The following is a 13,020-nucleotide window of genomic DNA, read 5'->3' as shown; positions in this document are numbered from 1 at the left end:
TTCCTGTCAGGCCGACACGGAGCCGGTACCGCCGAGCGAGGGAGTGGACGTGATCAAGGGCTACGCCGCCTTCTGTGACGCGGACCCGCACTTCTATGACGCTCCGCACCGGTTGAACACCGGTCCGACCGGCGGAGCCGACCGCAGGGGAGAGCAGTACGCCGTGGCCCTCGCACCGGTCCCTGAGGGCTGGCAGCGTCACCGCGTCGGCGACTGGCTGGCCTTGCGGCCGGCAGACTGCCAACTCCCCGAGCAGGGATGGAAGATCCATGTGTCCGCGTGCCTCGGCAACGCCGAGTCCGTACTCGCGAGGGTCTCCACCTACTGCCAAGAGCAGCGTCTCGCCTACAAGTTCGTGCCCAGCCGCTATCTGCTGCACCATCGCAACGCCAAGTACGCGGATCGGGCTGCGAGCGGCAAATTCATCACTGTGTACCCGTCCGACGACGGGCGGTGCCACCGCGTCGCCGAAGACCTCGCCGCTCTCCTCGACGGCGAGCCTGCGCCCTACATTCTCAGCGACCTGCGCTGGGGATCCGGACCGGTTCACCTCCGCTACGGCAGCTTCACCCGCCGCCATTGTTACGACGAGGAGGGGGAACTACGGCCCGCGGTTCGGCGCCCCGACGGACGCCTCGTCCCCGATCTGCGCGGGCCCGCCTTCCGGATACCCGACTGGATCGAGCCGCCGGCCTTCCTCGTGCCGCACATCGAAGCCCGGGCCGCGCTCACCGTCGGCGAACTTCCCTACGCCATCGAGAGCGCCCTGCACTTCTCCAACGGAGGCGGGGTCTACGTCGGCCGCGACCGTGCCACCGGTGAGAAGGTCGTCCTGAAAGAGGCCCGGCCGCACGCAGGACTGGCCGCCGACGGCGCCGACGCAGTTGCCCGACTGCGCCGCGAACAAGAAGCCCTGGAGCGGCTCTCCGGACTCGGCTGCACCCCGGAGGTACGGGGGACGTTCTCCGTCGGAGACCACCAGTTCCTGGCGATGGAGTTCGTGGAGGGCAAACCGCTCAACACCTTCTTCGCGCGCCGTCACCCCCTCATCGAGTCCGGCCCCGGCCCCGAGGCGCTCGCCGAATACACCGCCTGGGCCCTGCGTATCCACCGGCTGGTCGAGGACGCGGTGCACGCGGTGCACGCTCGCGGAGTCGTTTTCAACGACCTTCATCTCTTCAACATCATGGTCTCCGAGGACGAACAGTCCGTGACACTCATCGACTTCGAGGCCGCAGCCCACATCGACGAGGGCCGACGCCAGACCGTTGCCAACCCCGGCTTCGTCGCCCCCGCCGACCGGCGAGGACACGACGTGGACCGGTACGCCCTGGCCTGCCTGCAGCTCGCCCTGTTCCTGCCGCTCACCAGTCTGCTTCCCCTCGACAGGGCCAAAGCCCGACACCTGGCGGACATCGCCGCCGAGCAGTTCCCCGTCGACAGAAGCTTCCTGGACGAGGCGGTCGAGGAGATCACCCGCGGCACCAAGCGACCCGCTGCCGGACGATACCTGCCCGTCGAGCCAGGCGACTGGCCAGGCAGCCGCAACTCGATGGTCCGCGCCGTACTGGCCTCCGCCACCCCCGAGCGCGACGACCGATTCTTCCCCGGCGACATCGCCCAGTTCGCCACCACCGGCGGCGGAGCGACCTTCGGGTACGGCACTGCCGGTGTCCTGTACGCCCTCGCCGAGACCGGCTCGGACCCCCACACCGAGGCGGAGGAGTGGCTTCTGCGCCACACCAAGGTACCGGAGTCCGGCACCCCGATCGGCTTCTACGACGGACTGACCGGCATCGCCTGGACACTGGACCGCCTCGGCCACCCCGAACGGGCCCTGGAACTCGTCGAGTCGGCGCAAGCTCGGCCCTGGGAGGGCATCGCCCCCGATCTCCACGGGGGCCTCGCCGGCGCCGGACTCGCCCTGGACTCCCTCGCGACCACGACCGGAACACCGGCCCTGCACGACGCGGCTTGGCGCTGCGCCGAACTGGTCGCCGAGGCCGTTCCGGGCATCACCCGCGCCGGGCTCCTGTACGGGGCGTCCGGACCGGCCCTGCTCTTCGTCCGACTCTACGAACGCACCGGTGATACCACGCTGCTCGACCGGGCAGGCGACGCACTCCGGCAAGACCTCGCCCGGTGTGTCCGCAGCGCCTCCGGAACGCTCCAGGTCGACGAGGGCTGGCGGACCATGCCGTACCTGGGCGCCGGCAGCGTCGGCATCGGCATGGTGCTCGACGACTACCTCGCCCACCGGGCTGACGAGGACCTCGAAGGAGCGCGTCGCGAGATCGTACAGGCCGCACAGGCCACCTTCTACGCCCAACCTGGACTGTTCCGTGGCGCCGCCGGCATGGTGCTGCACCTCAGCCGGACCACCGCGCCCGGCCCCGGCACCGCGCCGGGGGACGTCCGCCGACAGATCGACGCCCTGACCCGGCACGCCGTCCCCTACAAAGGCCATCTGGCCTTCCCCGGCGAGCAGATGATGCGGCTGTCCATGGACCTCGCCACCGGCACCGCCGGTTGCCTCCTCGCCCTCGGCAGCGCCGCCTCCGGCGGAGACGTGCATCTGCCCTTCCTCCCGCCGCCCCGGCGGAACCCACAAGCCGGTCCCGTACCGGGATCGTGAAGTGCACCACCCGCAGGACGTACGAACCGCTCACAGTTCCCGATCGAAAGGAAAGACGATGACGCTTCTCGACCTGCAGTCGATGGAGACCCCGAAGGAAGAGGCCACCGGCGACGTCGCCACCGGCAGCCGCGCGAGCCTGTTGCTCTGCGGCGACAGCAGCTTGTCCGTCACGACCTGCAACTGACACACCGGCCGGTCACCGGCCCGACGACGCTCACGCCGAGGTGTTAGCCCGACGAAGACAGCTCATCGACCGGAGTGCGACGCCGGCCCTCCACACCACGCATTTCAGCCGTTCCCGGGGAGGAGACCTCCGCCATGACATCCGGCCCGGACCTCCCGGTCACTTTGTCCGTCGCCGGGAGCGACGCCGAGGAAGACTCGGAAGTCCGTGCCGTCAGTGACGGCGTACTGCGCCAGGCACTCCGGCACAGCAGCGGACACAGCCTCGCGATCCTCTTCTGCTCCGTCACCTCCGTGCTCGTCTCGCTGGCTGAACCCGCGGTCCTCGGGCACGCTCTGGACCTGCTCCTCTCCCAGTCGCCGGGCGCCACCCCATGGACCCTCGCGTGCGCCGCGCTCGTCGTTGCGGAGATCTTGCTCGACTCCGCGGACGCCCTGCTCGTCGGAACCGTCAACGCCCGCTCCACCGCCTGGCTGCGTACCCGGACACTCGACCGGCTCCTGCGCGCGGACCCGGACCGCGCCACCGCCTCCTTCGCGCCCGGGGATCTGGCCACCCGGCTCACCGCCAACGCCACCGAGGCGGGCACCGTTCCGGCCGCTTCGGCGGGAGTGTTGGCGGCTCTGCTCCCGCCCCTCGGTGCCCTTGTCGCGCTGGCCGTCATCGACGTGTGGACCGCCGCGGCCTTTCTGCTGGGGGTCCCTTTGCTGGTGCTGCTCCTTCGGACGTTCGCCCGCTCCTCGTCCGTGGCGGTCGGCCGGTATCAGCGGGTCCAGGCGGAGATCGCCGATCGGCTCGCCGAGGTGCTGGGCGGAGCCCAGACCGTCGTCGCCGCAGGCACCGCACGCCGGGAACGACGCCGCGTGCTCGCGGACCTGCCACGCCTCGGCACCGAAGGCCGTGCCATGTGGCGGGTCTACGGGCGTGCCGTCGCGCACAGCGCAGTGCTGATGCCGCTGCTCGTCTGTCTCGTTCTCGGTGTGGGAGGCCTGCGGCTCGCCGCCGGACACCTGAGCGTCGGTGACCTGGTCGCCGCCTCCCGGTACGCGGCGCTGGCAGCGGGCGCCGGGGCAGTGGCCGGGGTGGTCGGTTCCCTCGTGAAGGGAAGGGCGGCCGCTCGACGCACGGTCGAACCGGCACTCCTGTCCCCGGTCGCGCACGGTCCGTCGGCCCTGCCGGCAGGCGGACCGGGGACGTTGGAGCTGCGCGGTGTCGGTGTCGTGCGCGATGGCGCCCACGTCCTCCACGACGTCACCGTCACCGTGCCCGGCGGGACCACGGTGGCCGTCGTGGGCCGCTCCGGTTCGGGCAAGTCCGCCCTCGCCGCGGTGGCGGGCCGACTGACCGACCCCGAGGAGGGCTGCGTGCGTCTGGACGGCGTCCCGCTTGACCGGCTCACCGAAGAGGACCTGCGCACGGAGGTGGTTCACGCCTTCGCACAGCCCGCCCTCTTCGGAACCACGGTCGCCGACGCCATCGCGTTCGGCGCCGTCGCACCGCCCCCCGCCGCCGTACGCGCCGCCGCCCGTGCAGCTGGAGCGGACACCTTCGTGACACGTCTTCCGCAGGGATACGACACCCCGCTCACGTACGCACCGTTGTCCGGAGGTGAGCGCCAGCGCCTGGGGCTGGCCCGGGCGTTCGCGCACGCCGGACGACTGCTCGTGCTGGACGACGCGATGTCCGGCCTGGACACCGTCACCCAGCGGGAGGTGGAGCGCGCGCTCGCCCATGACGTCCGTGCCGGCACCCGGCTGCTGGTCGCCCATCGACTGTCGACCGCGGCCGGCGCCGATCTGGTCCTCTGGCTGGAGAAGGGCCGCATCCGCGGGGTGGGCCCGCACGACGTGCTGTGGCGGATGCCGGACTACCGCGCCGTCTTCACCGCCACGGACGCCGGACCCGACCGTCCAAGCAACTCTCGAACGGCCCCCGACATCGGTTCGCCGCCCGGTGCCACCTCCGGACACCAGGCAGCGGGGGAGAAGGCCTGATGAACGACGCCCGCCCCGCCGCAGCCACCGACGGCTCCTCGCCCTGGCACAAGGCCGGACCTTCGACACGGCGAGCCCCGGATGACCCGAGATCGATCAGGAACGATGAACGTGGCTCCCTGAGAGGGGTGTTGCCAGACGGTCGACGGTTCCTGCGCCGACACCGACCTGTCCTGATCGCACTGTCCGGCTGGTCCCTCCTGGAGAGCGGCCAGACATTCCTCGGCGGCTACGGCGTCGCCCGCTCGCTCGATGACGGCTTCCTCGCCGGCCGTACCAGCACCGGCCTGCTCTGGCTCTGCGTCGCGGCCGGCGCCACGTTGCTCGGCGGCTTTGCCGTCCGTCAGGTCTTCAGAGGACTGGCCGACCTGGTCGAACCGTTCCGCGACGGTCTGATGCGCCGGGCGGTGGACCAGGCGCTCCGCGCCGCGCTCGCCGAGCCGGCACGAGCCGACCCGACCGCGGCCGTGTCCCGACTCACGCATCAGACCGAGATCGCCCGCGACAGCTTCGCCGGCCTGGTCCTGACCGCCCGCTCGTTCGTCTTCACCACGGCAGGCGCGCTGCTCGGCATGGCCTCGCTCGACCCGGCGCTGCTGATCGTCGTACTGCCGCCGCTGCTGGTCGGACTCATCCTCTTCCTGTCCACCTTTCCTTCCATGGCGGCGGCACAGCGTGCCTATTTGGACGCCGACGAGGCATTGTCCGCGCTGTCCGGGCAGGTGGCCGCCGGCCTGCGCGACGTGGCGGCGTGCGGAGCCAGAACCCGGATCGCTGCCGAGGTCGGCAGACTGATCGCCGTCGAGGCACGGCTGTCGCGGAGGCTGGCCCGCTGGGCGGCCGTACGATCGTTCGCGCTCGGCGTCGCCGGCCGACTTCCCCTGGTGGCACTTCTCGCCGCGACCCCCCTTCTCCTCAAGGGCGGACTGACCGCGGGCGCCCTGCTGGGAGCGCTGACCTACCTGGTCCAGGCACTCCTGCCCGCTCTGCACGCCCTGATGACCGCCGCCGGAACGGCCGGCACCCGCCTCCTGGTCGTGCTGGAGCGGTTCACCGGCCAACCCGACTACCCTGCCCCGGCAATCCCGACTGCCCAGCCTCTGGTCGAATCTCCTGCGCATACGTCCGGACGGATACCTGCCGACGACCCCCGACCTGCGCGGCCCGCGAGGTCAGGCCGCTCCGGACGGATACCCGCGGCCGAGCTTCGAGGCGTGACCTTCGCGTACGGCACTGGAGCTCGCCCTGTGCTGCGGGAGCTGGACCTGACCCTTGAGGACGGCGAGCACCTCGTGGTCGTAGGGCCGAGCGGCATCGGCAAGTCCACCCTCACATCTCTGCTCGCCGGGATGCTCACGCCGGATGCCGGTTCGGTGCGGGTGGCGGGAGCCGCGGCAGGTCCCGACGGACCGGCGCATCCGCAGCTGCGCCGAGCACTCCTGCCGCAGCGGGCGTACGTCTTCAGCGGGACGGTTGGTGAGAACCTCGCGTACTTTCGGCCCGACGCCTCCCGTGCCGACCTCGAACGCGCCACGCGCCTCCTCCGTTTGGAAGACCTGATGCGGCGGCTCGGCGGCCTGCACGGGAGGGTCGACCCGCGTCGCCTCTCGTTGGGGGAGTGCCAGCAACTGGCCCTCGGGCGCGCCTATGTGTCCCCAGCCCCTCTGTTGTTGCTGGACGAGGCCACCTGTCACCTCGACCCGGAGACCGAGGAGCGGACCGAGCGTGTCCTCGCCGCGCGCCCCGGCACTCTCGTGCTCGTCGCCCACCGGATCAGCTCCGCTCTGCGGGCCGACCGAGTCCTGGTCCTGGACGGCGACCGAGCCCTTTGTGCACCGCACGACGCCCTTCTGGCCGAGTCGGAGCTCTACCGCGACCTGGTTGGCCGTTGGTACCACGACTCCGAATCCGCTGGGCAGGAGCGTGATCGACAAGCGCATCGGAGCGCCGCGCGCACGGAGGAGTCGGAGGGCCGCGGTGTGAGGGCACCCCTGCCCAGGCTTCGTGATGAGGACCCCACGGCGTCGAAGGGTGCGGTCACAGCGGTCGGCCCGGCCTGCGACCGCGACGTCAGACCCAGCCGGCGCCCTGCGTGATGCGGATGGCGTCGATGCGGTTGCGGGCGCCGACCTTGCGGGTCGCCGCGGCCATGTAGTTCCGTACCGTTCCGCTGGTCAGATGGAGTCGACGGGCGATCTCCGCCACCGTCTCACCTTCGGCGGCCCGCGCCAGCACGCTCAGTTCCCGTCTGGTCAGCGGCATTTGGGAAGCCTCGAGGAACCCACAAGCCAGTGACGCGTCCACGAACCGCTGACCCGCGGCCACTTCCGTGATGCCCTTGATCAACCGTTGTGCGGAGCTGTGTTTGTCCACGAATCCCAGTGCTTGGGCATCGAACGCTCTGCGCAGCGCTCCGGGTCGTCCAGCCGACGCCAGGACGACGAGCCCGGCGCGCGGCACCGGCACCCGCTCGGCCGTGTTCCCGGCGCCGCCCTCTAATAAGGAGGTCGCGCCGGGACAGTCGAGGTCGACCAGACACACATCGGGGTGCAGCGCGCTTGCGTTCTCACGGGCGGATATCCAGCCCGCCGCATCCACGTCGAACGTGGGTTCAGTCTGAAGGAGTGCCGTCAGCGCGGAGCGCATCAGGCTGACGCTGTGCAGTACGAGCACCGTGGTCATGGTTGGCACCTCTCGATCCTTCACCCGGCATGCACACACCAGGCATCCGTCTTGTCGTCCCTCCGGCTTCCCGAGAGGCCGGGACGGAACCCCGAATGGTTTTCGACGGTGGCTCACTTCCATGCCGTGTCGCGCGCCCTGATCCTTCCGGATATCAGCCGGACAGTCGCCCGTCGATCGCGTCCGGACGCATACGCCCTCATGACGGGGCGGCGCTGTCCGCGGCAGCGACCGTCCGTCGGCCGCGGGCGGACCGTGACGGTCGTGTTGTCCGCCAGGGCAGGCGGCCAAGAAAGGCGTGATCCATGCAGGTTCGGCGTCCACGCCGACCGACGGAGGATGAGGGCTTCGGCACTCGGCCGAGGTTCGCGTGCTTGCCGGGCGGAGGCAGTCGGACGAAGCTTCGACCGATGAGGCAGCTAGGGTCCGTCTTCAAAGATCATCGAGTTCGGCGAATCCGGCACCACCAAGGAACAGCGTGTGCAGGCCACCCGCGGCCGGCGGGCCGCAGACCGCACTGTGGCGTCCTGGGCCCACGACCACGCCGCCGCGCTGCGCCAGCTGGCCGGGACGATCACCGCCCTGCCGGATCTTCCCGCCACCGCGATGGAAGCGCTCGCAGCCCTCCACGCCGCGCAGAAAGCGACCCGCGCGGCATCCGTCGGTGACCGCACCGACGCACCCGGCCGGGACTTTGCTCACGGTGAGGCGGCCTCTTGCCCCCACCGTCACCTCAGGGGCCGGCCCTCCGGGCGCGGACCTGGCCGGGCGCCCCGTCGTGACAGTGCCTGCAGCCTGCTGCGGGCGGACAGGGCCGGGCGCGGCGCTGTCGCGCAGTCCAGCCTTTGCTTCCTGCGTCGCGGGAAGGTGTCGACTTGAGCCAAAATTCGAACACGTGAGCTAATAGAGTGATGGAGTCCGCGACATTCCCCCACGACCTCGTCCAGCTTCAAGCGGCCTGGTGCCGCACCTACGACGCCCTCACCGCGCCCCGCCCCACGGCGAACACCGCACTCCGCCGCCGCCAGCTGGTGTTGTCGGCCCGCTTGTGGTGGCACCCGTTCTGGTCGGGCCCCGGCAGGATGCCGGCGGCCCGTACGGAGCTGCGCAGACAAGCCCGTGCAGCTCTGGGGCGCAGCGTTGAACCGGCGTCCGGTGCACATTCCCGATGAGGCCTGTTGTCGTCCGGCCAGAAAGGGGCACTCAGGAGGGAGGCCGGTCAGGTGGCCTTCCTCTCTTGGGGACTGGCCGGCTCAGGTTCCCCTGGTTCGGCCACGAGTGCTGGGGGAGCCGACCCCTTCTGCGGCCCTGGCGGCGAGGGCGCCGGGACGGCGGCTACGCAGGGCATCGCGGATCGCACCCGGGGTACTCGTAGAAGCGGACGATCCCAGATCCCAGGCGCAGGAGGAGGCCCGAGACAGCCATGCTGATGCACGCGCTCAAGAACGGTGTGCTGGTCCTGACACTGGACGACGACCCAGGACCCGCCGCGCAGAACACCCTGGCGGCACTGATCAGCGACCTGGTCCACGTGCACGCCCCCACGCCCGTCGTCATCGTTCTCGGCGCAGCCGCGGCCGCGGCTCCGGCAGTGATCGACGAGGTCCTGCGCGCGCACCGCATGTGCAGCCGGTTGGACGCCCTGATATCGGTGGCAACGCCCAGCGCTCCCGCCCGTCGAGCCCTCGAGACTCACGCCACGACGGCCCAGGGCGCGGGTCTGGTGATCCACGCCTGTACCGACACCGCCATCACCACGGCCTACGCCGCTGCCGCGTAACCGCTTGAGGAACCCCGCCGACCTGGCCCGAGCAGCAGCAGCGTGCGGTGCGCGGCCAGTGTGCCGGTGAGCGCACAGACGATCGCCTCGGTGGTCTCGCACGGCCACCGATGAAGCGTTCGCATGTGAAGGCCGCGGCATTCCGGGCGTGAGCCTGACCGGCGTCACGTCGATCGAGGGAGCCGGGACACACGGAGGCGTGAGGATGAGCGCCCAGGGCAAGGCTGCAGACATGACGACAACACTCGGCGCCTTTGTTCTGGGTACTCCCGACCCTCCTGCGCTGGCCGACTTCTACCGCGCCCTGCTCGGCTGGCAGGAAGTCGAGCGTGAGCCGGGGTGGGTGCGTCTGGGGGCCCCGGGTCAGGAACGCCCCGGCCTCAGCTTCCAGTTGGAGACCGACCACACGCCTGCGACGTGGCCGCAGCAGCCTGGCACGCAGCAGATGCAAGCGCACCTGGACCTGCAGGTCGACGACCTGGAGGCGGAGACCGAACGGGCTTGCGCCCTGGGTGCGACGCTGCAGGAGTACCAGCCTCAGAAGGACGTCCGGGTCCTGTGCGACCCTCACGGCCATCCGTTCTGTCTCTACCTCTGATCTTGCGAGAGTGCCCCGGCCTTTAGGCCGGGGGTGAATCGCATCTCTGGACTGCTGTGGCCTCGGCCGTGGGCACGGGCGGGCGCCTTCGTCCCCCGCGAAGTAGGCCGTCCGCGTGCCGAGTCCGGCTCGTCCGAGCTGATCACCTGTGAGCCGATCTCGTCGTCGACGCCTAGTTCCTCGTCGTAGAGCTTGATGGCGACGAAGTCGGAGAAGGCGCGCTGGTATCCGACGGCGCGCGAGTCTCCGGCGTCCATGCCCGAAGCGCTCCACACGCGCTCGCCGTTGAACGTGTGAGGCTTCCGCCCTGGCGGCGAGCGCGGCCGGTGACTGGCCAGACCGGTCCTGGGCCGCTGGTCTGCTGCGCACGCAGGCCTGACCCGCGGCCGGGGTGACAGCCGTTGTCGCGGTGGTCCTCCTGGTGCCGGCGTCGTGCCCGAACGCCGCACGTCACCTCTTCACGCTCAGCCACAGGAGTTCAGCCGCAGGGAACCGGAGCGCCAAGACAGCACCGCCACATGCGCCTAAGGTCCTGAGTCATGACTGTGCTGCGTGGAGCGTCGGTCGTCCTGCGCCCCACCGTCCAGGACGACATCCCCGCCCTGGCCGCCATCCGGGCCACGCCCGAAGTACGTGCACGATGGAGAGGCGGGGACGATCTCGAAGCGGACATCGCAGCCGATCTCGAGGACGCCGGCACCCGGTCCCTGACGGTCGAGCACCGCCGGCGGGTCATCGGCATGATCCAGTGGCACGCCGAGGAGGAGCCGGACTACCGGCACGCCGGCATCGACCTCTTCCTCGATCCCGCGGTGCACGGCAGGGGCCTGGGTACCGACGCCGTACGGACACTGGCCTGCCATCTCATCGACGTCCACGGCCATCACCGTCTGACCATCGACCCGGCGGCCGACAACACCGCGGCGATCCACTGCTACACCAAGGTCGGGTTTCGGCCGGTCGGCATCATGCGGCAGTACGAGCGCGGCCCGGACGGCAGCTGGCACGACGGCCTCCTGATGGACCTCCTGGCCGACGAAGTGGTGCGGTGACCGACCTCGACGCCAGGGAGAAGCACCCCGATCCCGCTGTCCGCGCGGTCCCGGCCAGCCGAACAGGGCACGCCGGAAGGACACCGTGTCCGGACCGGCCAGGCCGAGGCGGACGCCGGCTCGGCCCCGCACCTCCTTCTCGGCGGTGAATCAGGCGCAGCGCCCGCCCGAAGACGGTCCTGTGCGTCCGCCTCTCGGACACTTCGGTCATGTCGCGCATGCGGCTGCCGACAGGCCACGCTCCCGTGGCGCCGAGCGCCCGCACTCGTCCGGGTCACCGGGCGCGCGGACACCGCGACCGGGCGGCAGGGTGGTGGTGCCGATGCCGCAGAGCACCGGCCGGCACCGCCGACACGGACCGCGGCACCGTCCGCGGCCCCAGTCCCGGACGAGAGGCCCCCGAGCGCATCCACGCAGCCCACGCAGGAGGTTTCGTGCACGACAAGCCGCTCCTCAAGAGCGTCGGTGAACTGCTGCGCCGACGGCACGGCTCCTCACACCGCACCCGGCAGGCGGGGCCTGAGGGATTCGCGCTGGACGTCTCGAAGGTCGCCGGGTTCACCTCCGGCACGCTCGGCCCCGAGGACGAGGCGGCGCTGGCCGACGAAGTGGCCCAGCTCCTTCCCCACCACTGGGATCTGCCCACCAAGTCGGTGGAAGCACTGACTCCGCTCGTCGACCACCTCGGCGGCCAGCAGGAGCTGATGGCCTGGCTGGACCGCCACCCCGGGCGGCCACGGCTGACCGCGCGGATCTACGTCCTGCTGGGCCATCTCGACCAGTACAGCGAAGACCCCGAGGTACTTGCCGCCGTACGGCACGCCAGGGCCCAGGACCCCTACCCCGTCGGCCTGCGCGGCTACCTGACGCCGGAGACCAACGACGAGACCCTGGGCGGTCTCGCCTACCGGATCGAGGAACTCCTCGGCGACAACCGCGAACAGGACGCCATCGCGCTCGCCCTGGCGACCGCCGACTGGCTGCGTAGCGCGGCGCAGAACGCCGAGAGCCCGAGCTCCGATGTCCGCGAGATGGGCGAACTCATGGACCATATGCACCAGGACATCAGCGAGGCCGCACCGCACTCCTGACCCGGCAGCCCGACAGCGCGGCGGAAGAACGCGGTGATGCCCGATCGCTGGTCCGCACCTACGATGCGATCGCGCACGAGCGCCTGAGCATCGCGAACATGGTCTGCGCACCCAAGCCCGAGCCCGACCCCCAAAACCCCGGCACGTTCCTCCCGAACGGAGCCGCGGCGAAGGCCGGGCTGAACAAGAGCATCCACGGCGCGGGTTGGGGGGTGTTCCTGGGCATCCTCGCGCACAAGGCTGAAAGCGCCGGTCGTCGACTGATCCCCGTGGACCCCCGCAACACCTCCCGCACCTGCCCCGCATGCGGGCACGTGTCCGGCTGCCCCGCATGCGGGCACGTGTCCGGCCAGAACCGCGTCACACAGGAGAAGTTCGAGTGCACCCGGTGCGGACACACCGCCAACGCCGATCAAGTCGGTGCGCTGAACGTTGCCATCAGGGCCGGGCTGGTCCTTCCCGACGTGGCCTAGCCACCGACAGGAGAAGCCCCCCGGATTTATCCGGGGGAGGAGTCGCCAACGCGAGACCGTAGCGGTGCCCGGCGGTGAGAGCGTCGAAGAGCAGGCGGCGGTGGTGATCGGGCAAGCCGTGCAGGGTCACGCAGCGGCGGCCGTCTGCAACTGCGCGAACCGGTCCTCCCACGCGGTGCGCACACCACGACCCAGCATCTTGCGCAAGACTGGCCAGTGGGCCACCAACTGCGCCGCATTGAGATAGCGGACGTAGTCCTCGTGCATACCGTTGAGCAGGACGATCCGGTACATGCCCAGCAGAAGCTTTTCGTCACCAAGATCGAACACGCGAAGCCCGGACCAGGCCAAGTGCAGCGGAAGCGCGACAGTCCCCCCGGCAGGACCGACGAGTTCCGCAAGGTCACGGGGCAGCTGATGCTCGGCCGGAGCCCAGCGCGACGGCATCGCAGCGCCCGACAGACCTTCACTCACGGCCTTCGGCCTCCCTACTCTGCAACCGATCCGACGGGACTTCGACAGAGGACA

General features: G+C 70.5%; 12 protein-coding genes and 1 pseudogene. 9 read left to right on the top strand and 4 right to left on the bottom strand.

Annotated elements, in window-relative coordinates; genetic code table 11:
• Positions 1 to 49: 49 nt before the first annotated feature.
• From lanKC to OG788_RS01360, 4 genes are all read left to right on the top strand, one after another.
• Positions 50 to 2,635, top strand: a complete 2,586-nt coding sequence (gene lanKC, locus OG788_RS01375) for a class III lanthionine synthetase LanKC (protein WP_406368573.1) — start codon at positions 50 to 52, stop codon at positions 2,633 to 2,635.
• Between the two features lie 58 nt (positions 2,636 to 2,693).
• Positions 2,694 to 2,822, top strand: a complete 129-nt coding sequence (locus OG788_RS01370) for a SapB/AmfS family lanthipeptide (protein ID WP_058940762.1) — start codon at positions 2,694 to 2,696, stop codon at positions 2,820 to 2,822.
• 134 nt (positions 2,823 to 2,956) lie between these two features.
• Complete coding sequence (locus OG788_RS01365; protein WP_406368572.1) at positions 2,957 to 4,816, top strand: ABC transporter ATP-binding protein; 1,860 nt, start codon at positions 2,957 to 2,959, stop codon at positions 4,814 to 4,816.
• Positions 4,816 to 6,912, top strand: a complete 2,097-nt coding sequence (locus OG788_RS01360) for an ATP-binding cassette domain-containing protein (RefSeq protein ID WP_406368570.1) — start codon at positions 4,816 to 4,818, stop codon at positions 6,910 to 6,912. The genes OG788_RS01365 and OG788_RS01360 overlap by 1 nt, the downstream gene beginning before the upstream one ends.
• On the opposite strand, the gene OG788_RS01355 is transcribed toward OG788_RS01360, so the two are convergent.
• Positions 6,887 to 7,498, bottom strand: coding sequence for a response regulator transcription factor (locus OG788_RS01355; protein WP_328443377.1), 612 nt, complete (start codon positions 7,496 to 7,498; stop codon positions 6,887 to 6,889). The two genes, OG788_RS01360 and OG788_RS01355, sit on opposite strands and share 26 nt — an antisense overlap.
• Before the next feature lie 432 nt (positions 7,499 to 7,930).
• Positions 7,931 to 8,200, bottom strand: a complete 270-nt coding sequence (locus tag OG788_RS01350) for a hypothetical protein (RefSeq protein ID WP_406368568.1) — start codon at positions 8,198 to 8,200, stop codon at positions 7,931 to 7,933.
• Positions 8,201 to 8,921: 721 nt separating this feature from the next.
• On the opposite strand from OG788_RS01350, the gene OG788_RS01345 reads away from it, so the two are divergent.
• Together OG788_RS01345 and OG788_RS01340 are read left to right on the top strand one after the other, a co-directional pair.
• Positions 8,922 to 9,278, top strand: a complete 357-nt coding sequence (locus tag OG788_RS01345; protein ID WP_406368566.1) for a hypothetical protein — start codon at positions 8,922 to 8,924, stop codon at positions 9,276 to 9,278.
• A gap of 232 nt (positions 9,279 to 9,510) precedes the next feature.
• The gene (locus tag OG788_RS01340) at positions 9,511 to 9,876 is read left to right on the top strand and encodes a VOC family protein (protein ID WP_406368565.1); all 366 of its coding nucleotides are present in this window, start codon (positions 9,511 to 9,513) and stop codon (positions 9,874 to 9,876) included.
• Here OG788_RS01340 and OG788_RS01335 read toward each other — a convergent pair.
• Positions 9,867 to 10,133: a hypothetical protein gene (locus OG788_RS01335; RefSeq protein ID WP_406368564.1), complete on the bottom strand. Its 267-nt coding sequence runs from the start codon at positions 10,131 to 10,133 to the stop codon at positions 9,867 to 9,869. The genes OG788_RS01340 and OG788_RS01335 overlap by 10 nt on opposite strands.
• Positions 10,134 to 10,415: 282 nt before the next feature.
• Here OG788_RS01335 and OG788_RS01330 point away from each other — a divergent pair, with 282 nt between their 5' ends.
• The 3 genes and pseudogenes from OG788_RS01330 to OG788_RS01320 all read left to right on the top strand — a co-directional run.
• On the top strand, positions 10,416 to 10,928 hold the full coding sequence (locus OG788_RS01330; protein ID WP_406368562.1) for a GNAT family N-acetyltransferase: 513 nt from the start codon (positions 10,416 to 10,418) through the stop codon (positions 10,926 to 10,928).
• 434 nt (positions 10,929 to 11,362) lie between these two features.
• Positions 11,363 to 12,019 (top strand): hypothetical protein, encoded by a 657-nt coding sequence (locus OG788_RS01325; RefSeq protein ID WP_406368560.1) that lies wholly within the window; start codon positions 11,363 to 11,365, stop codon positions 12,017 to 12,019.
• A gap of 38 nt (positions 12,020 to 12,057) precedes the next feature.
• Positions 12,058 to 12,492: pseudogene (locus tag OG788_RS01320) on the top strand (RNA-guided endonuclease InsQ/TnpB family protein); the annotation flags it as partial.
• Positions 12,493 to 12,618: 126 nt separating this feature from the next.
• Here the strand turns inward: OG788_RS01320 and OG788_RS01315 are convergent.
• Positions 12,619 to 12,966: a hypothetical protein gene (locus OG788_RS01315; RefSeq protein WP_406368559.1), complete on the bottom strand. Its 348-nt coding sequence runs from the start codon at positions 12,964 to 12,966 to the stop codon at positions 12,619 to 12,621.
• Between the last annotated feature and the right edge of the window lie 54 nt (positions 12,967 to 13,020).

The sequence above is a fragment of the Streptomyces sp. NBC_00647 genome (assembly GCF_045207245.1).
Taxonomy (GTDB): Bacteria; Actinomycetota; Actinomycetes; order Streptomycetales; family Streptomycetaceae; genus Streptomyces.
The sequence above is the reverse complement of the archived record's forward strand: the minus strand, read 5'-3'. Positions and strand labels throughout refer to the sequence as shown.